Raw genomic sequence first — 19,460 nt, forward strand, 5'->3', positions numbered from 1 at the left:
TATATTTATATTATATATATAAGGTATATTTTTTATAGAGGGGGTTCTTTTTCTTTTTTGTTTTTATTAGATGTTGTTGTGTATTGTTTACCCCCTCCTAAATTTTTGAGATTTATATATTTTTATTTTGACGACTGTAGAAAGTCGTCTTTTTGTTTTGGTAATAGATTGCCATATGACTCCAGGAGTTATATAATGGTGTCATAATCATGATGGATGTGGGAGGGTGATATTAGTTGAAATATGCTGTATATGTACGTGTATCCACTGATAAAGATGAGCAAGTTTCATCGATTCAAAATCAGATTGAAATCTGTAGATACTGGATTGAAAAAAACGGATTCGAGTGGGATGAAAATTCAATTTATAAAGATGAAGCTGTTTCTGGAACAGCATGGCTAGAAAGACGTGCGATGCAGTTGATCTTGGGGAAAGCTCGTAAAAAAGAATTAGATACTGTTGTTTTTAAATCTATTCATCGACTGGGAAGAGATTTGAGGGACGCATTAGAAATCAAGGAGATACTGTTAGGGCATGGTGTCCGATTGGTGACGATTGAAGAAGGTTATGACAGTTATTATGAAGGGAAAAATGATTTGAAGTTTGAGATGTATGCAATGTTTGCATCCCAATTACCTAAGACATTATCCGTTTCTATATCAGCAGCGCTAGCGGCTAAGGTAAGAAGGGGAGAGTACACTGGTGGGACAGTTCCGTATGGTTATAAAATTGTAGATAAGAAATATGTGATTAATCAGGAAGAAGCTGAAATTGTTCGGGAAATGTATGAATTATATGACAATGGATTAGGCTATTTGAGAATTTCTAATGCACTAAATGATGTTGGTAAGTATAAGAGATCTGGGAAATTGTGGACTTATTCGGCTGTGAAGCTAATAATTACGAATCCTATGTATAAAGGTGATTATGTAATGGGGAGGTCTACAGAGGTAAAAGTAGACGGAAGAAAAAAGCGGATTCAAGAGCCTAGAGAAAAGTGGGCAGTATTTGAAAATCATCATCCGGCTATAATTGAACGTCCGTTATGGGATAAAATAAATAACCCCAAAATAAATAAAAAAATAAAGCGGCGTGTAGCAGTAACGAATGAATTAAGAGGAATAGCACGTTGTATTCATTGTGGTTCACCGTTTGTTCTACACACTTACAAATATAAAAACAAAGAAGGTGAAGAGCTTAATTATGGTTATTTAACGTGCGGCACGTATAAGTTGACTGGTGGGCGTGGTTGCGTCAAACACTCCGGACTAAGGTATGAAAGATTGCGTTCTCTTGTGTTGCGAAAATTAAAGGAAAAAGAGAGAGATTTGGAAAAAGTATTTAAATTGAATGATAAAGATAAACATCAAGAAAAGCAGAAGAAATTAAGAAAAGAAAAGAAAGAATTAGAGATAAAAAGAGAGCGTTTATTAGATTTGTATTTAGATGGTGGATCTATCGATAAAGCAACTTTTACCAAACGAGATGCTAACTTTGCGAAAAATATAAAAGAAAAAGAGTTAGAAATTTTAAAATTGGATGACGTTAAAGCGTTAATAGTCGAGCAGCAGAAGGTAAAAGATGCATTTAAGTTGCTAGAGGATTCTGAAAATCTATATCCGGTTTTTAAGAAATTAATTGCACGAATAGACATAAGCCAAAATGGGGCGATAGATATCCGATATAGATTTGAAGAATAGTAGTTATATTTTTGTCTATATAGGCTGTCGGCATCCGCATGGCGCATTACAAATTTATGCGCTATAGCAATTGCTAAAACATCATCTAATAAGCCGATCCCAATAATAGCAGCTATATCTGGAATGAAGTCGATTGCTAATACATAATAGGATAAAGCGGCTAATATTATGAATTTCGCTTTAGTAGGTAGCTCTTTTTTTCTCATTGTGTAGTATAAAATAATACTTTCATATACGCTGGATTTCCCGAGGTTCGCTGAGCTTTTTTTGAATTTTTTCCAAAGTGTCTGTTTCTCCATATAAACACTCCTTTTACTAAAACAGAGATTTTTTTAAAAGGATAGACAAAAAAGTGGGGAAGTAATCAATTTTATTATTTATCTTATTGTATATTTCCATAAAAATAAGGAATTACCTGTTCAAAATAATAGAATGTTTGTTATGTAACGACTTACAGTGTTTCGTTACATAAGTATGTACAGTAAAATGTATGTGGATGATTTATATATTATTAAACATTTAATAACGGGTATGGGGGAATAAAAATGAAGATAATAGAACTACCAATTGAATATGAATTTAATGGGCAAAAACAATTTATTTATCCGAGTTTAGTTATAGTAAACAATGAATTAACTTTAGTAGATACAGGTTATATCAATTTTTCACCTTTAATTGAAGAAGCAATTTTAAAACATGGGTATGAGATGAAAAACTTAAAAAATATAATTATTACTCATTATGATGACGATCATATAGGATCTTTATATGATTTCAAAGTGAAATATCCTCAAGTTAATATTATTGCTAGTGAAATTGAATGTCACTACATTAATGGTGAAATAAAATCGGAGAGATTAGTTCAAGCTGAAGAAATGTTAGAACGTATGCCAATTGAAGAGAAAGAATTTGGTGAATGGTTTATACAACAGTTAAAAAATATAAGACATATTTCCGTCGATGAAAAAGTATATGATGGTCAAATGATTTTGAATGATGAATGTCAAATAGTAGCGACTCCAGGACATACTTCGGGGCATATTTCATTATATTTCCCGAATTCAAACTGTGTAATTACAGGGGATGCGGCTGTTCAAGATAATCATGAATTAGTAATAGCTAATCCAAGTTTTTGTTTAGATTTAGAAAAAGCGGAAGAATCTCTAAAAAGAATTAAAAACCTTAAAGCAGCAAGTTATTATTGCTATCATGGAGGAAAACTCATTTTATAAAATATTAAAAACCGATCTTTCTTATATTGAAAAGATCGGTTTTTTAATTCATAGATTCCACAATTCTAATCAAATCATTAATATTGTAGTTCAACCCCTTCTGTTACATATAACCGCATTAACTTTTTATCACTTTTGAGTAAAGCTTGTTTAAATTCACTTATCACATTTGTTTGAGCTTTTGCCATAATAATTGAGGTCGATTGAAAATATAGTAAGAAAAATATGCAAAATATCTTTATGAATGTTGTGGTCAATTTTATCACCCTGTAACTATATTTCCGTAAATTTGAAATATATATGTATAGGAGGGGAGAAGATGAGTTTACTTCTTGATGTAATAATGGCTATAATTACATTTTACCCTCGAAATGACATGAGACTAAAACATCATATTGCAAAGTTAAGTGAATTCGAGTGGTTTCGAAGGCTACACGAAGATGCAAAGTATACAAAAATAATTTGGAGTAATAGAAAAATTAAAAAGTGTATTTTGTCTCCTACTAACATGGAAGCATTAATAAAATCAGAGAAAAAACAAATAGAATTTGTCCAACTAGTACACGATGAATATAAAAAAAGAAGATAAGAATTTTTTTATTTTTCATATTTGGCGAAACAAATGGTACAATGAAAGCTAATGTGAAAAATAAGGAAAAGAAGTGGTCTATTTGAAAAATTTTTTAGAATTAGGAATTAGTGAAACTTTTAATCATACATTACGTGAAAATGGAATTACAGAAGCAACACCAATTCAAGAGCAGGCAATTCCTGTTATTATGTCAGGTAAAGATATTATTGGGCAGGCGAAAACAGGGACGGGTAAAACGTTAGCATTCGTGTTACCGATTTTAGAAAAAATCGATCCAGAGTGTAGTGATGTTCAGGCTTTAATTGTGGCACCAACAAGGGAACTAGCACTGCAAATTACAACTGAAATAAAAAAAATGCTTGTTCAAAGAGAAGATATTAATGTACTAGCGATTTATGGCGGGCAAGATGTAGCACAACAATTGAGAAAATTAAAAGGCAATACACATATTGTTGTTGCGACACCAGGACGATTATTAGATCATATACGTCGTGAAACAATTGATTTAAGTAATCTTTCAACAATTGTACTAGATGAAGCGGATCAAATGCTTTATTTCGGTTTCTTATACGATATTGAAGATATTTTAGATGAGACACCTGATAGTAAACAAACGATGTTATTCTCAGCAACGATGCCAAAAGATATTAAAAAGTTGGCGAAACGTTATATGGATGAGCCGCAAATGATTCAAGTGCAAAGTGAAGAAGTAACGGTAAATACAATTGAGCAGCGTGTCATTGAGACGACAGATCGTGCAAAGCCAGATGCACTTCGTTTTGTTATGGATCGTGATCAGCCATTTTTAGCAGTTATTTTCTGTCGTACAAAGGTTAGAGCAAGTAAGCTGTATGATAATTTAAAAGGACTAGGTTATAATTGTGCTGAACTTCATGGTGATATACCTCAAGCGAAACGTGAAAGAGTCATGAAGAGTTTCCGCGAAGCTAAAATTCAGTACTTAATTGCGACTGATGTAGCAGCTCGTGGACTTGATGTAGATGGTGTAACGCATGTATTTAACTTTGACATTCCTGAAGATGTAGAAAGTTATATTCACCGCATTGGCCGAACAGGACGTGCAGGTGGATCAGGTATTGCAATTACATTCGTTGCAGCGAAAGATGAAAAACATTTAGAAGAAATTGAAAAAACGCTTGGTGCACCACTGCAAAGAGAAATAATCGAACAACCAAAGATAAAACGTGTAGATGAAAATGGAAAACCGGTACCAAAGCCGGCTCCAAAGAAATCAGATCAATATCGCCAAAGAGATAGCCGTGAAGGTTCAAGAAGTGGTTCAAAAGGTGGCCCAAGAAATAGTTCGAGAAATGATAACAATCGATCATTTAATAAGCCAAGTAATAAGAAAAGTAGTACAAAACAAGGTCAGCAAAGACGTGGCCGTTAAATAGTTATTATTCAAAAAGAGTCGCAAAGTGTTGCGGCTCTTTTTTTGTTTGTAGACAACAAGGGTGATGCCGAGAAAAAGCAAAAATTTCATTCACCGTATTTAAAATGAATTTTATAGTCCAAAACCAGTAGAGCAAAGGTATTACTGCCATGTCGCAATTCAAGAACAAGTGCAACTTACGTATGAACAATATTTAATCGAAAAAAAATCGAGAGAAAACAATTCGTACTAGCGCCCTGATGATGATACGGGTTATGAAAAAATCAATTGGTATAACGATACGAAAACATTTTTTGCTAACAAAGAATTGGACGATTTGGTGAAAGAAATTCGTAACACATTCAAACGGTACGGGAATGTTATGCTGCAGCAAAAAGAGAACGGAACTTATTATGTCTACTATTTCGGCAGAATACTTTGGTTGAAAGAAAAGGTAATGTAGCGAGCGAGTATTTTCATTACACATTCCGCAATTACTGAAATGGAACAAGAGAAGTTTATGAAGGATTTAACTCGTATTGGGATACGATCGTTGGAAACTGAAAAACTAATTTGTTCGTTTTGCTCGATGGGGAACTTGAGAAGCACAACTGCCATCCTTATTGGGAAATTGCTTACTACGACGATGAAGGTAATGTAGTACGAAGTTACCTGAAGGGATAGTATGCGATATAAGAAAAAAGGACTAGCAGTCGTACCTGCCGTCCTTTAATAGGAGAAAAAGTATTCTTGTTTAGAACTACGCATAAACAGAAAATCTGCTTGTAATTAGCTTTACCTTAAATGTACGTGTCTATACAAAAAGGGATAAGTAAAAAATACTTATCCCCAGGAAGGGAAATCCCAAGCACCAAAATGGTTCGTATTGGTCTGCAGGTTCAAAAGTAGTATATGTAAAACGAAAAATCTCATACAAAAAGCAGACAACGATTTTGGTTGTCTGCCAGTGAGTTCAATGAGTTAGCTCATTGTAATAAATTGCATCCCCATTACGAGAAGAGTGAAGCTGCTAGTTCAAACAGCTTGTTGGTATTATTTTCGATTTCTTAAAAAATATACAGAGAAAGCAGATAAGTGAAGAACCTACCTGCTTCTGCTGTAACAAAAGAAAGAAGTATTAGCCGTGGACACGGCGGCTTGAAAATAGTATGTATTTTTATTTGAAAAATATTCAAGGGGTGAAGAAACATGGAACGTTTGATAAATGATGTCTGTGAAATTAATCAGCTAATTAATAAAACAAAAGAGAAAAACAAAGAGCAAATATAACAATAAAAAGGTTGAGTTAGATGGTTGTATCTTTAATTTAGAAGCTGAGTCTAAATATTATGAGCTGTTAAAAGAAAAGCAAGGTGCAGGTGAAATACAGGCAATCGAATTGCAACCATCGTTTGTTCTACAACCTGGTTATAAAAAGAATGGCAAACGGTTTGATGCAATTACATATAAAGCAGAATTCATGATCTATTTGCCAAACGGTGATGTAAAAGGTGTAGTAACTGACACCTTTAGTATTAAAAAGAAAATGTTCGAATATTATTTCCCACATTTGTCGCTTGTTGCATCTTGATTATATAACGAACAAATAGTGCGAATGACAGCAATCATAACAAGTGTTTTACGTTGCATTTATATATTTTAAGTTTTTTATAAATGTCTGAATTCATGTATAGGAGGAGCTACGTTATGTTCTGGTTAGGAATCATTATAGTATCCGTATTAGGTTCGTTTGCTACTTGTGGCTTACTCTATTTTGGTTTTAGAGCAGAGGAAAATAAAATAGTGGTTATGCAAAAAATAATGATGGAAATAAAGTTTAATACAATTTGAATTTTGTAGGAAAAGAGCAGCTAGCAAAAGCTAACTGCTTGTTAAAAAAGAATCCACTCTAGGTTATTTACTGCCAGAGTTTCAAGAAATAAATGATTAAATTAATTTAATTTAATTTTTCAATTACAATCGAGGCATTTATATTTGTTTGTGTTCCACCTGCCAAAGTCTGCAAAGTAACTGCAGCAGCGGAAGTATGATTATTAAGGGTAATAATATCACCTGCAGCTAAAGCGAGGATTGTTTGGCCGTTGTTTGGTTGAGTTCCTGCACCTGATCCATAAATTGCGCTGGGAATCGGAGCACCATTTAAAAAAAGTGTGAATTGATTAGGCTCAACTCCTGATACAGAAAAAGAAATTTTATAATCTCCTGCATTAAGAACCATTAATTGAGAAGTTCCCAGCGTATGAGTAAAACCAGAGGTCATTCTACCATGTGAATTAAAAAGAATAGGTGCTTCTAAGGCAACAACTTGAGCTACTGTATTGAAAACATAAGCATAATGAGATAACCCAGATACTGTAAGACCGGTAGGCCCAGTAGCTCCAGCGGTTCCTGGTAATCCAGTAGGCCCAGGAATGCCTTGGATGCCTTGGATACCTTGAAGCCCAGTGGGGCCAGTCGGGCCGATAGGTCCAATAAGTCCTGGATTACCTTGAATCCCTTGGATACCCTGAATTCCAGTCGCCCCAGTTATTCCAGTGGGTCCAATAGGACCAATAGGCCCCGGATTACCTTGAATCCCCTGAATACCTTGACTTCCTTGAGGTCCAGTGGGGCCAGGAATCCCTTGGATACCTTGAAGTCCGGTTGATCCTGGTGACCCAGTTGGTCCAGTGGGGCCAGTCACTCCGGTTGGTCCTCCAGCTGGTCCAGTCGGGCCCGTTGGTCCTGGTGCTCCGCCAGAAGGGCCTGTAGGTCCAACAGCTCCAGTTGGACCTACAGAACCAGGAATGCCTTGAATCCCTTGAGGGCCGGTCGGGCCAGGAATCCCTTGAATCCCCTGAATCCCTTGAATGCCTTGAATCCCTTGAATTCCAGTGCCCCCCGTTATTCCAGTCGGTCCAATAGGACCTTGAATGCCAGGAATGCCTTGGATGCCTTGGATACCTTGAATTCCAGTAGGTCCAGTTGGACCAATAGATCCAGAAATCCCAGGAATCCCTTGAGGTCCAGAAATACCTTGAGGACCAGTAGGTCCCAGGTTACCTTGAATCCCTTGAATTCCAGTAGGCCCGGTAGGTCCCGGAGGTCCACCTGAAGGTCCGGTAGCTCCAGTCGGTCCCAGAGGCCCAGTAGCACCGGTTAATCCAGTAGACCCGATTTGAGGTAACGGAAAGGCACATGGAAATGGGGTGTGACATTTCTTTTTAAATTTACTCATTTTTACACCTCCGTTATAAACTACTAGCCAATTTATATTTATACTTTAACAACTTATGAGCAAGCAGACATACGGGTGTAAGGAAAAACTATAAAAATCACATGAAAGGTTTTAAGAGCAAGCCTCTATTTCACATTCCATACCAAAAAGAGCACCTTGTAAAGGCACTCTTTGTAAAGTGTTTTGTCTATTTTCGTGATTTTTGAAAAGCGTTGAAGGCTATTATTCCACTAAAGAAACTAGGCAGTAGGCTCCAAAAAAAGAAAGCCCATCGACCAGTTACTAGGGTGACAGTTAAGAAAAGGAGTGGTACTAAAATAACCATTATTAAAGATATTCTTTGATATGGATTCATATAAAAGCGCCCCTTTACAATAGTATTGTATGTATATTTACAATTGAGTAGCGTTGAAAGTTCATTATTTATAATAAAAATTTCATTTAATAAGTATTCAAAAATCAAAAAAGAGCACTCAATAAAGTGCTCTCGTGACGAGATTCATTTTGTAATGACTATTTCAATTTATAAAGAAAGGAACACAGAACATTATATGTGCGTGTAGTCAATTGAGTTCGTTTTTTACAAACAAAGAGCAGCTAGAAAAAGCTAACTGCTCAATACAAGGAGATACAGGGAAAAATACTTTAAATGAGATTTGGCATACAGCCTACATACAGTATTGACCGAATATTTATTTTAAATCCAATTTATTTAAAGTAAACATCCCAACAGATAAAATGGCTGCACCTGCTGCAGAACCTAACCAGTCTCTCCAGCCTAATGAATTTAAAGGCGTATCTGTTAAATCCATAATTAAGAAGATAGCAAACATTAATACACCAAATGCTAAACATCCCCAAAATGTTTGCAGATATTTAATCATCTTCTTTCGGAACTTGCTCATATAAATCACCCATTATTAATGTTTTGTATTTTTATAAACAAATTATTGCATATAAGAAAATTAAAAGTACGAAATATGCAATATTGCATATTTAACAAAATAATCCATTCATAAGTAAATAGATCGAACTGAAGAGAACCGTATCATATGAATCAATTTTCATTTTTTGAAGCCATCGATGAAAAGGAGATGCGTAGACTTGTGGTAAAGGAGCTGAAAAAATACAAAGTATTGTGCGTCTGAATGAAGAATCAAGAAAAATAGGATCAAGCGGGGGCATCGTTCTTTTCCTAAAATGAAAGGTGACGATAAGAAACATGAGATATGTTTTAAATAAATTGAACGGACGTTAAAAAATAAAAGTTTATAAAGGAAATAGAAAGTAAGATGGTGTATATGTACGATAATAGGAAACTTTTTACTAACTAAACATATAATTTAAATAGACCGACAGTCGGTCTGATGGGAAGGAGAACATGAATGCGAATAGTAAAGGAGTATGAGGAGCGTAGAAAGGAAATTTTAGAAACTGCTGAACGTTTATTTATTACGAAAGGTTATACGAAAACAACAGTAAATGACATTTTAAAAGAGATAGGGATAGCGAAGGGGACGTTTTATCACTATTTTAAGTCGAAAGAAGAAGTAATGGATGAGATCATCATGAGGATCGTTAAAGATGATGTTGCTAAAGCGAAAGTAATCGTCTCCAATCCAAATATCCCAGTTTTAGAAAAGTTATTTCGAGTCTTGATGGAGCAATCACCAAAATCAGGAGATGTTAAAGATAAAATGATTGAACAATTTCATCAGCCAAATAATGCGGAAATGCATCAAAAAAGTATAGTGCAATCCATTATTCATTTATCTCCTGTTTTAGCAGAGATTTTAGAACAAGGAATCGATGAAGGCGTATTTTCTACACCATACCCACAAGAAACGATTGAATTATTACTCTCTTCAGCACAAGTCATATTTGATGAAGGTTTATTCCAGTGGAAGCCGGTAGAAATGATGAGAAGAGCGAAAGCTTATATAAAAATGATGGAAGCATCTGTTGGAGCGAAAGAAGGATCCTTTGATTATATGCTGGAGTTTTTAACTAAACAGAAATCATGATTTCTGTTTAGTTATTATAGACCGACAGTCGGTCTAAATTAAATGAAGGGTGTGATGAGTATGCCAGCAAGTATAAAATCTTCTATGAAAGATTTTCGCTTAATGGTGAGTGGGCAAATTATTACTATTTTAGGATCAACACTTTTACGTTTTGCTCTGTCGTTATATGTGTTAGATATAACAGGGCGTGCTGATATATTCGCAGGATTATATGCGGTTACGAGTATTCCGTTTTTGTTAGCCCCTGTTGGCGGAGCGATAGCTGATCGTTTCAATCGCCGTAATTTAATGGTCACTTTTGATTTTATAAACGCTGCGATTGTATTAAGCTTTATAGTTTTATTATTTACTGGATCGGTATCTATTATATTAATTGGAACTATTATGTTTTTACTTGCAGTCATTAGTGCAATGTACTCACCAGTTGTAATGGCGAGTATTCCGCAATTAGTTCCAGAGAAAAGGTTAGAACAAGCGAACGGTATCGTAAATGGTGTGCAAGCATTATCTAACATAGTTGCTCCTGTATTAGGAGGAATATTGTACGGCATAATTGGTTTGAAAACGCTCGTAATAATAAGCTGTCTTGCTTTCTTTTTATCTGCGATTTTAGAAATGTTTATTACAATACCTTTTATAAAAAGAGCGCAAGAAAGCCATATCATACCGACAATTGTAAAGGATATGAAAGATGGCTTTATATACGTTTTAAAACAACCATTTATTTTGAAATCTATGCTTTTAGCTGCATTACTAAATTTAATACTGACACCGTTATTTGTTGTTGGTGCTCCAATTATTATACGAGTAACAATGAAAAGTAGCGACATGTTATACGGAATTGGAATGGGATTGATCGATTTTGCTACTATTTTAGGGGCATTATCAATAGGTTTTTTTGCGAAAAAGCTACAGATGAAAACATTGCATTACTGGATGCTTTTAATAGCTTTATTAGTTATACCAATGTCACTATCAGTTACGCCATTTATTCTTAATTTAGGACACTATCCACCATTTATCCTCTTTATACTTTCTTCTATTCTAATCGCAATGATCATGACAATTGTATCCATCTATGTAATTACTGTAGTCCAAAAGAAAACACCAAATGAAAACCTAGGAAAAGTAATGGCAATTATAACTGCGGTATCTCAATGTATGGCGCCAATTGGGCAAATTATTTATGGTTTTATGTTTGAAGAATTCAATATAAAAATTTATTTACCTATATTAGCTATTAGTTTCATAATGATAATAATAGCGATATTGACGAGGAAAATATTATGGAATGAAGGGAACTAGCTTCATATGATTAGGAGAATGTTAAAAAGAGATTTCTCTCAAAATAAAATGATAATTACCATTTTATTTATGTTTATCATGTTATCAAGTCTTTTAATGGCTAGTGCTTCAAGTAACGTTATAAATCTATTGAACTCGATGAATCAACTGTTTAAAGTATCAAACGCACCGCACTTCGTACAAATGCATGCCGGAGAAATACATCAAAAGTCAATCGATTCATTTGTAGCGAAAACTCCTTTTGTAAAAAAACAGCAAACGGCTGAGATGATTCAAATTGGCGGGTCTAACATTTTTATAAAGAAGAAAAATGAAGCGGAACATAATAGTGTAATGGACATTAGTTTCGTTAAACAAAATAGTAATTTTGACTTTTTATTAGATTTAAATAATGAAGTGATCAATGTTAGGAAAGGGGAAATAGGTGTACCAATTTATTATATGCAAAAATATAAATTGCGTATTGGAGATAAAATATGGGTTGTTAAAAATAATAATGAACTAGAATTGACTATTTCGTCATTTGTTCGTGATGTTCAAATGAACCCATCAATTGTTAGTTCCAAACGATTTGTAATAAGTGATGAAGACTTCGAAAGAATAAAGGGAAATTTTGGAGAAAGCGAATATCTTATTGAATTTCAGCTAACAGATGTAAATAAAATAAATGAATTTGAAATTCTATACCAATCATCGAACTTACCTCAAAAAGGTCCCTCTATTACGTATTCACTATTTAAAACACTCAATTCATTAACAGATGGAATAATAGCTGCAGTGCTCATTATAATAAGTGCATTATTAATGTTAATCGCAAGTTTATGTATTAGATTTACGATTATGACTTCTATGGAAGAAGATTATCGGGAAATAGGTGTAATGAAGGCTATCGGCATTACAAGTAAAGAGATTCAAAGGCTATACGTAACAAAATACGTTGTTATTGCTGCTAGCGGGTGTATATGTGGATATATTCTTTCATTATTTGTTACAAAAATATTTACCGCTAATATCTCACTTTATATGGGAACAGCAAATACAAGTGTTTTACATTTTATTGTAACATTAATAGTCACAACTCTGTTATTTCTAGCTGTTATCCTTTTCTGTCGTATTATTTTGCGGAATTTCAGGAGAATTACAGCAATAGACGCTTTACAATCAAGAGATAATCTAGGAAAGGGGAAGGTGAAAAGTTCTTTTTCTCTCTCTCAAACTAAAATTATAAATGTAAATATATTTATTGGTATACAAGATGTCGTAAAACGCTTTAAGTTATATCGCGTATTAAGTATCGTTTTAATCATAGCTGTGTTCATGATTGTTGTACCTGTTAACTTTTTGTATACGATTCAGTCACCGAAGTTTGTAAATTATATGGGAACAGGAAAGAGTGACATTCGAATAGATATACAGCAATCTGAAAATATAGAGAAACGATTTAAGGACGTTATTTCATATATACGAAATGATGAAGAAGTAGAAAAATATGCAACATTTGTTACGAGTACATTTAAAATAGTAAACGCTGATGGTACACATGAAAACTTAAATGTAGAAATGGGAGACTTCACTAAATTCCCATTAGACTATATTCAAGGCATGGCATCAAAAAATGAAGATGAAATTGCTCTTTCGTATATGAACGCAAATGAATTAAAAAAGAATGTAGGGGATGAAATCGTTTTATTTGTAGAAGGAAAAGAAAAAGCACTAACTATTAGTGGGATATATCAAGATGTAACGAATGGTGGGAAAACAGCTAAAGCGAGCTTCTCTTATAATAGCGAAAATATATTATGGTATGTAGTAAACGTAGATATGAAGCCTACTGTGAATTTACAAGAAAAAGTGAAGGAGTATAAGCATAATTTTAGTTTTGCAAAAATAACAGATACAGATGATTATTTAACGCAAACTTTAGGAGAGACAATTAAACAATTAAGACTCGTGACGCAAGTGGCAATTTTGATTGCTATATTGATATCAGTTTTAATTACTGCGATGTTTTTTAAAATGTTATTGGCAAAAGACTCTTCACAAATATTAATTATGAAAAGTATTGGTTTTTCTAACAAAGATATTCGTATACAGTATATAACTCGTTCTATTGTCATTGTATTAATAGGCATTGTAATAGGGACATTACTAGCTGCTACGTTTGGTGAAATGTTAGTAAGTTGGTTAGGCTCATTTATGGGAACGGCTCATATAAAGTTTGCCGTAAACCCTATCGTTTCTTATGTAATATGTCCAGCTATTTTATTTATATCTGTGACTGCAACAATACTTTTCAGTAGTTTTAATATGAAACAAACAGATGATTTAAAACGAAGTGGAGAGTAGGGGTGTAACGTGAAAAAAATTTTAGAAGTAAAGCAATTAAACAAAACATATTCAATAGATGGAAATACAAAATATCACGTGCTAAAAAATATAGATTTAGAGATTTATGAAGGAGAATTTATATCGGTCATGGGCCCTTCTGGTTCTGGGAAATCAACGTTATTATATAATATTAGTGGAATGGATCAAATGTCATCAGGAAGTGTGAAAATTGATAGTAAAGAAATATCATGTATGAAAGAAGAAGCGTTAGCCAAATTGCGCCTTACTGAAATAGGATTTATTTTTCAGCAGAGCAACCTTCTAAGAAACTTGAATCTATTTGATAATATCATCTTGTCAGCATATTTAGCGAAATGCGAGAGTAAGGAAACAGTAAATCAACGTGCTCTGGAGCTAATGAGGAAAATGGGGATAAGTGATATAGCGTCTCATTATATAACCGAAGCATCTGGAGGCCAATTACAAAGAGTTTCTATTTGTAGAGCGCTTATCAATAATCCAAATGTTATTTTTGCTGATGAGCCAACTGGTGCTCTAAATTTAAAATCAACAGAAGAGGTAATGCAAATATTACTAAATATTAATCGTGATGGAACTACTATTATGTTAGTGACTCATGATGTAAAGGTAGCAGCGAAAACAGAAAGAGTTCTTTTTATGTTGGATGGAGAAATTGTTAGCGAAATTCAATTAGGTAAGCTTAGGAATAATGAGTTGAAAGTGCGAGAAGAGAATCTATTAAAATGGTTAGCTGTACTTGGATTTTAAAGATAAAAACTCCTATTAAATGTAGGAGTTTTTCTTTGTATGAAAGTTCTGAAAGATATATAATAATTTTCTGACTGTTAAAATTTGGAGGGATACAAATGAAAAATGAAACGTTGCACACGCAAGAAGATATTATTCAAATGCTTGATTCATTATTAAGACCGGCAGAACCATTTTGGAATAAATTTTATGCGAATAGAGAAAAAGATGTTCCGTTTTTTGAAAATGTTCCAGATGAAAATCTAGTTTCATATATAGAAACAGAATGGGTTTCCAAAGGGAAAGTGCTGGAGCTTGGATGTGGCCCAGGAAGAAATGCTATTTATTTAGCGGCTGAAGGGTTTGATGTAACCGCAGTGGATTTATCTATAGAGGGCATTAATTGGGCCAAAGAGAGGGCTTTAGCAAAAGGAATAGAAATTGATTTTATTTGTGATTCAATTTTTAATCTAGAGTGTCAAAATGATTTTGACTTTGTATACGATTCGGGCTGTTTACATCATATTCCACCGCATAGAAGAATACATTATGTGAATTTAATTAAAAACTCCTTGAAATCGGGTGGTTATTTTGGATTAACATGTTTTGCGGCAGGTGATTTAGATGAACGAAATGGATCAGAAATAACAGATTGGGACGTATATAGAGGGTGGAGTCTACAAGGTGGTCTTGCATACTCTGAAGAAAAATTAAGAGAGATATTTAATGAATTTGAAGTGATTGAAATTAGAAAGATGAAGCAAATTGAACCACCAAATACTATGTTTGGAGAATCATTTCTTTGGACAGCATTATTTAAGAAGAAATTAGAAAGTAGATAATTGACAAACTTATCGTTTTTATAGACAATATACTTATAAGAATGTACGTTCGGTTTTGTTAGCCGATGTATGTTTTACATAAATACATAACAAGGGGCTGTCTCTATATGAGTAACACAAATCAAAAAATTACTACGTTCTTAATGTTCGAAGGTAAAGCTGAGGAGGCGATGAATTTTTACACGTCGCTATTCGATCAATCAGAAATTGTAAATATCTCTCGTTACGATGAAAATGGACCTGGTAAAGAGGGTTCTGTCATTCATGCAACCTTTACGTTAAATGGCCAAGAATTCATGTGCATTGATAGTTATGTCAAGCATGGTTTTACATTTACACCATCTATGTCTCTTTATGTAACTTGTGAGACAGAAGAAGAGATTGAAACGGTCTTTCATAAACTAGCACAGGATGGATCTGTACTAATGCCGTTAGGTTCCTATCCATTTAGCAAAAAGTTTGGCTGGTTAAATGATAAATATGGTGTGTCTTGGCAGTTGACGCTGGCGGAATAAAAAATAAGATAAGAAAAGCGTAGCCCATTTATAGCTACGCTTTTTCTTATTAAGAATTTTGTTTACCGAATCTTTCACCGAGTTTAGCTAACAATTCAGGCTGATCTCTTTGATTCATTACAACTTCAATAAAGATAAGTTGATTCTTATTTAAAGTTATATTCGTTAAGACTTCTGCTAACTCTATTTCATTTTCCACTTTACAAGGTAGACTTTTTTCTTCTGATCCGAATACGTTTGCGAGTTTTGTGTAATCCCACATTTGTATGTCATTATACAGTTGATTTTGGCCGTGAATTGCACGTTCAACAGTGTATCCATTGTTATTAATTAAAAATATAATCGGTTTTAAATTTTGACGGAGTATAGTCGATAACTCTTGAACAGTTAATTGGAAAGAACCATCACCAATAATTAAAATGTTACGCCGCGATAAATCAGCGAGCTGTGTACCGAGTAGAGCAGGTAATGTATAGCCAATCGATCCCCATAATGGTTGTGCTACATATGTAGTGTTATTTGGTAAAGGGATAGCAGCACTACCGAAGAAAGGTGTTCCTTGCTCTGCAATTAAAACATCGTTTTCTTGTAAGAAATGGTATATTTGTTGCCAAAAACGTTTTTGTGTAACTAATTGTGCTTTTGGATTAAACTCTTCAGTAATCGATAGCGATTCTGAAATAAAGGGCTTAATTTCAAGTGTTTCCTCTATGCGATGTTCGATTAAATCACTTAATTGTTCTAAAGCATCTTTCATTACAACAGGCCCATATGTTTTATCTATGATTTTTACAGTATAGGGATGGATTTCTATTACTTGCCCTTTCGTAAAACCTTGTGTAAAGCCCCCAGTAATAGTATCAGTTAATTTCACTCCAATACTAATAATACAGTCAGATTCATCAATTCTTTTTCGTAAGTATGCGGAACTAACATCACCAGTATAAATTCCTACAAATTGAGGGTGTTTTTCAGGGAATATTCCTTTCCCCATACTTAGCGTTGCGATAGGAAATCCTGTTTTTTTTACAAATTGATACAAATATTCTTCCGCATGAAAACGATTCACTTCAAAATCAGCTAAAATAACAGGTTTTTTGGCACTATTAATTTTTGAAGTTGCATGTATCAGCATTTTATCCAGCGCTTCTTTATTACTTACAACTGGTTTATGTAAAATTGATTCCGTAGGTTTATTAATTGGTTTATTATACACATCAATCGGCAAATTAATATGAACAGGGCGTTTCTCACTCCAACATGCACGTAATACACGGTCTATTTCCTCAGCGGCATGCTCAGCTGTTAAATTTGTTTGTGCTACTGTGATTTCTCGATACATATTAGAAAAGTGATCGAACTTTCCATCACCTAACGTATGATGAACAAGTGCTCCATTTTCCATTACTTTAGTTGTTGGCGTACCAGTTATTTTTATAACTGGTACGTTTTCTGCGTATGAGCCAGCAACACCGTTAATGGCGCTTAACTCTCCAACACCGAAAGTGGTAATAAGAGCGGCGATTCCTTTTATACGAGCATATCCATCAGCAGCATATGCCGCATTTAATTCATTACAATTACCAACCCACTTTAACTTTTCATGTGCTACTACATCATCTAAAAAAGCCAAATTATAATCACCAGGGACACCAAAAATATGTTCAATTCCTAATTCGCTTAGTCGGTCTAATAAATATGTACTAACAGTATATTGCGTTTTCAAGTGAATCATCTCCTACTTATGCAATGAATATTTCAACAGACTAAAGAAGTTCCAATGCGTTCATTAAAATATTGATTACTGGATTGTGGTATAATTTACATACAGGGGGAAAGTAGATGACACAACATAAAGAAGAACAGATGAATGAAGCATTAGCATTATTTTACTTTGCATATAAAACATTTACTGAAAAGCCAGATGAAATTATAAAAGAGTATGGCATACAACGAGTACATCACCGAATTTTATTTTTTATTGCACGCTTTCCAGGGATAAGTGTAAATGAGTTATTATCACTATTAGAAATAAGTAAACAAGCTCTTCACGGACCACTACGACAACTTGTGGAAAAGGGTTTAATTGAGAGTAATGAAGCTACACATGACCGTCGTGTGAAACAGTTATCATTAACAGAAAAAGGTACTGAATTAGAGAAAAAATTGAGCGATGTACAAAGACAACAAATGGTTGCTATTTTTTCAAAATTTGGTGAATCGTGTGAAGAAAATTGGCATCAAGTTATGAATGAAATGGCAAATAGCCGATCAGGTTTTGATGCTTGGATGTCGAAGCGAGAAGTTGCAATCGATCAAACATAATAAGAAATATATCTGTTTTATAGTTTGAAAAAGAACAAATTTTATCCATACATTTGGCAACTATGGATTGGTCATAGAGTGAATGGATAAAAAGATACATTACTAGATACTTTATACGTGTACGCAATGGAACAATACAATTCACATTTCCGAGAGGGGAATTATTATGATAAAACTTGTACTTATTCGTCACGGACAAAGTTTATGGAATCTTGAAAATCGCTTTACAGGTTGGACTGATGTAGATTTATCAGAGAATGGATTAAGTGAAGCGAGAGAAGCAGGAGCAATATTAAAGAAAAATGGATATACTTTTGATGTAGCTTATACATCTGTATTAAAACGAGCAATCCGGACGTTATGGATTGTACTTCATGAGATGGATCTTGCTTGGGTACCAGTACATAAATTTTGGAAGCTAAATGAAAGACATTACGGTGCATTGCAAGGGTTGAATAAAGATGAAACTGCGAAAAAGTATGGTGAGGAGCAAGTTCATATTTGGAGAAGAAGTATTGATGTAAGACCACCTGCTCTTACTGAGGATGATCCTAGATATGAAATGAATGATCCAAAATATAAAGCACTTAAAAAAGGTGAGTTTCCATTGACTGAATGTTTAGTGGATACGGAGAAAAGAGTACTTGATTATTGGCATTCAGAAATCGCGCCATCATTAAAAAGTGGTGAAAAGGTAATTATTTCATCACACGGTAATACGATTCGTTCGCTAGTGAAATACTTAGATAACCTTTCAAGCGATGGTGTTGTTTCATTAAATATTCCAACGAGCATTCCACTCGTTTATGAATTAGACGATGATTTACGTCCGATTCGTCATTATTATTTAAGTATGGACGGAAAAGTACCAAAAGGGGAAATTCCGAAACATATTTCTTTTTAACATGAAAATTTGAAACGCATGCTTGTCTACATATACAATGTAGATTCATGATAAAGTGAAACTTTAATCAGTGGGGGGTTCATCCCCCATTGATTATTAGTTGAACCAATCGGGCTTTTATGGGCAGTTGATCCCCTACCTAACTTCTATGCTTTTGCAAAATTTTCAGGTGGGGGTCTTACTGCCCGTTAATGCGGGGTAAAAAGAGGTGGTAACCATCTAAGAAGTACACTCACATAACCAAATTTACATTGCTAGTAGCTACTATTGTCATACAAAGGGCTACTTGCTACT

17 protein-coding genes and 2 pseudogenes are annotated in these 19,460 nt (G+C 34.1%); 15 read left to right on the forward strand and 4 right to left on the reverse strand.

What is annotated here, in order from left to right; translation table 11 throughout:
* Nucleotides 1-236 precede the first annotated feature (236 nt).
* The gene (locus K5S59_RS01895; RefSeq protein WP_000872534.1) at nucleotides 237-1,700 is read left to right on the forward strand and encodes a recombinase family protein; all 1,464 of its coding nucleotides are present in this window, start codon (nucleotides 237-239) and stop codon (nucleotides 1,698-1,700) included.
* 8 nt (nucleotides 1,701-1,708) lie between these two features.
* Here the strand turns inward: K5S59_RS01895 and K5S59_RS01900 are convergent.
* A pseudogene (locus K5S59_RS01900) lies at nucleotides 1,709-1,999 on the reverse strand (YkvA family protein); the annotation flags it as partial.
* Between the two features lie 246 nt (nucleotides 2,000-2,245).
* Between K5S59_RS01900 and K5S59_RS01905 the strand changes: the two are divergent.
* The 6 genes and pseudogenes from K5S59_RS01905 to K5S59_RS01925 all read left to right on the forward strand — a co-directional run bounded on the left by K5S59_RS01905 (nucleotide 2,246) and on the right by K5S59_RS01925 (nucleotide 6,768).
* Entirely contained in the window at nucleotides 2,246-2,932 is a 687-nt protein-coding gene (locus K5S59_RS01905; protein ID WP_000691180.1) for an MBL fold metallo-hydrolase, read from the forward strand.
* A 319-nt stretch (nucleotides 2,933-3,251) separates the two neighbouring features.
* Nucleotides 3,252-3,521: a hypothetical protein gene (locus tag K5S59_RS01910; protein ID WP_000054892.1), complete on the forward strand. Its 270-nt coding sequence runs from the start codon at nucleotides 3,252-3,254 to the stop codon at nucleotides 3,519-3,521.
* Nucleotides 3,522-3,594: 73 nt separating this feature from the next.
* A complete protein-coding gene (locus K5S59_RS01915; protein ID WP_002071750.1) occupies nucleotides 3,595-4,935 on the forward strand; it encodes a DEAD/DEAH box helicase in 1,341 nt (446 codons plus the stop codon).
* 172 nt (nucleotides 4,936-5,107) lie between these two features.
* A pseudogene (locus K5S59_RS30625) lies at nucleotides 5,108-5,380 on the forward strand (hypothetical protein).
* A 792-nt stretch (nucleotides 5,381-6,172) separates the two neighbouring features.
* On the forward strand, nucleotides 6,173-6,508 hold the full coding sequence (locus tag K5S59_RS01920; RefSeq protein WP_033656051.1) for a DUF1064 domain-containing protein: 336 nt from the start codon (nucleotides 6,173-6,175) through the stop codon (nucleotides 6,506-6,508).
* A 116-nt stretch (nucleotides 6,509-6,624) separates the two neighbouring features.
* Nucleotides 6,625-6,768, forward strand: coding sequence for a hypothetical protein (locus K5S59_RS01925; protein WP_000498644.1), 144 nt, complete (start codon nucleotides 6,625-6,627; stop codon nucleotides 6,766-6,768).
* 106 nt (nucleotides 6,769-6,874) lie between these two features.
* On the opposite strand, the gene K5S59_RS01930 is transcribed toward K5S59_RS01925, so the two are convergent.
* Nucleotides 6,875-8,155, reverse strand: a complete 1,281-nt coding sequence (locus K5S59_RS01930; protein ID WP_000032816.1) for a BclA C-terminal domain-containing protein — start codon at nucleotides 8,153-8,155, stop codon at nucleotides 6,875-6,877.
* Nucleotides 8,156-8,847: 692 nt separating this feature from the next.
* The gene (locus K5S59_RS01935) at nucleotides 8,848-9,060 is read right to left on the reverse strand and encodes a hypothetical protein (RefSeq protein WP_000033155.1); all 213 of its coding nucleotides are present in this window, start codon (nucleotides 9,058-9,060) and stop codon (nucleotides 8,848-8,850) included.
* Nucleotides 9,061-9,540: 480 nt separating this feature from the next.
* Here K5S59_RS01935 and K5S59_RS01940 point away from each other — a divergent pair, with 480 nt between their 5' ends.
* The 6 genes from K5S59_RS01940 (at nucleotide 9,541) to K5S59_RS01965 (ending at nucleotide 15,937) form a co-directional block, all read left to right on the forward strand.
* Complete coding sequence (locus tag K5S59_RS01940) at nucleotides 9,541-10,179, forward strand: TetR/AcrR family transcriptional regulator (RefSeq protein ID WP_001223574.1); 639 nt, start codon at nucleotides 9,541-9,543, stop codon at nucleotides 10,177-10,179.
* Nucleotides 10,180-10,221: 42 nt separating this feature from the next.
* Nucleotides 10,222-11,484 (forward strand): MFS transporter, encoded by a 1,263-nt coding sequence (locus K5S59_RS01945; protein ID WP_002071747.1) that lies wholly within the window; start codon nucleotides 10,222-10,224, stop codon nucleotides 11,482-11,484.
* A gap of 6 nt (nucleotides 11,485-11,490) precedes the next feature.
* A complete protein-coding gene (locus K5S59_RS01950; RefSeq protein ID WP_098258769.1) occupies nucleotides 11,491-13,830 on the forward strand; it encodes an ABC transporter permease in 2,340 nt (779 codons plus the stop codon).
* 9 nt (nucleotides 13,831-13,839) lie between these two features.
* Complete coding sequence (locus tag K5S59_RS01955; protein WP_087986181.1) at nucleotides 13,840-14,601, forward strand: ABC transporter ATP-binding protein; 762 nt, start codon at nucleotides 13,840-13,842, stop codon at nucleotides 14,599-14,601.
* Nucleotides 14,602-14,699: 98 nt separating this feature from the next.
* Nucleotides 14,700-15,422, forward strand: coding sequence for a class I SAM-dependent methyltransferase (locus K5S59_RS01960; RefSeq protein WP_120450168.1), 723 nt, complete (start codon nucleotides 14,700-14,702; stop codon nucleotides 15,420-15,422).
* 107 nt (nucleotides 15,423-15,529) lie between these two features.
* Nucleotides 15,530-15,937, forward strand: coding sequence for a VOC family protein (locus K5S59_RS01965; RefSeq protein ID WP_120450169.1), 408 nt, complete (start codon nucleotides 15,530-15,532; stop codon nucleotides 15,935-15,937).
* A 49-nt stretch (nucleotides 15,938-15,986) separates the two neighbouring features.
* Here the strand turns inward: K5S59_RS01965 and K5S59_RS01970 are convergent, their stop codons facing one another.
* On the reverse strand, nucleotides 15,987-17,672 hold the full coding sequence (locus K5S59_RS01970) for an alpha-keto acid decarboxylase family protein (protein WP_120450171.1): 1,686 nt from the start codon (nucleotides 17,670-17,672) through the stop codon (nucleotides 15,987-15,989).
* A 107-nt stretch (nucleotides 17,673-17,779) separates the two neighbouring features.
* Between K5S59_RS01970 and K5S59_RS01975 the strand changes: the two genes are divergently transcribed.
* Together K5S59_RS01975 and gpmA are read left to right on the forward strand one after the other, a co-directional pair.
* Nucleotides 17,780-18,262: a MarR family winged helix-turn-helix transcriptional regulator gene (locus K5S59_RS01975; RefSeq protein WP_000191903.1), complete on the forward strand. Its 483-nt coding sequence runs from the start codon at nucleotides 17,780-17,782 to the stop codon at nucleotides 18,260-18,262.
* A 166-nt stretch (nucleotides 18,263-18,428) separates the two neighbouring features.
* Nucleotides 18,429-19,166 carry a 2,3-diphosphoglycerate-dependent phosphoglycerate mutase gene (gpmA, locus tag K5S59_RS01980; RefSeq protein WP_000594143.1) on the forward strand — a complete coding sequence of 246 codons (738 nt, stop codon included), beginning with the start codon at nucleotides 18,429-18,431 and terminating at the stop codon, nucleotides 19,164-19,166.
* Nucleotides 19,167-19,460: the final 294 nt, after the last annotated feature.

Source organism: Bacillus sp. BML-BC051 (genome assembly GCF_019656175.1).
In the GTDB taxonomy this organism is placed as follows: Bacteria; Bacillota; Bacilli; order Bacillales; family Bacillaceae_G; genus Bacillus_A; species Bacillus_A mobilis.

Bases quoted from the DNA above. Each gene is read 5' to 3' on its own strand.
- gpmA (WP_000594143.1), top strand. From the start codon at position 18,429: ATGATAAAACTTGTACTTATTCGTCACGGACAAAGTTTATGGAATCTT.
- K5S59_RS01950 (WP_098258769.1), top strand. From the start codon at position 11,491: ATGATTAGGAGAATGTTAAAAAGAGATTTCTCTCAAAATAAAATGATA.
- K5S59_RS01940 (WP_001223574.1), top strand. From the start codon at position 9,541: ATGCGAATAGTAAAGGAGTATGAGGAGCGTAGAAAGGAAATTTTAGAA.
- K5S59_RS01925 (WP_000498644.1), top strand. From the start codon at position 6,625: ATGTTCTGGTTAGGAATCATTATAGTATCCGTATTAGGTTCGTTTGCT.
- K5S59_RS01935 (WP_000033155.1), bottom strand. From the start codon at position 9,060: ATGAGCAAGTTCCGAAAGAAGATGATTAAATATCTGCAAACATTTTGG.
- K5S59_RS01905 (WP_000691180.1), top strand. From the start codon at position 2,246: ATGAAGATAATAGAACTACCAATTGAATATGAATTTAATGGGCAAAAA.
- K5S59_RS01930 (WP_000032816.1), bottom strand. From the start codon at position 8,155: ATGAGTAAATTTAAAAAGAAATGTCACACCCCATTTCCATGTGCCTTT.
- K5S59_RS01945 (WP_002071747.1), top strand. From the start codon at position 10,222: ATGAAGGGTGTGATGAGTATGCCAGCAAGTATAAAATCTTCTATGAAA.
- K5S59_RS01970 (WP_120450171.1), bottom strand. From the start codon at position 17,672: ATGATTCACTTGAAAACGCAATATACTGTTAGTACATATTTATTAGAC.
- K5S59_RS01960 (WP_120450168.1), top strand. From the start codon at position 14,700: ATGAAAAATGAAACGTTGCACACGCAAGAAGATATTATTCAAATGCTT.
- K5S59_RS01975 (WP_000191903.1), top strand. From the start codon at position 17,780: ATGACACAACATAAAGAAGAACAGATGAATGAAGCATTAGCATTATTT.
- K5S59_RS01910 (WP_000054892.1), top strand. From the start codon at position 3,252: ATGAGTTTACTTCTTGATGTAATAATGGCTATAATTACATTTTACCCT.
- K5S59_RS01965 (WP_120450169.1), top strand. From the start codon at position 15,530: ATGAGTAACACAAATCAAAAAATTACTACGTTCTTAATGTTCGAAGGT.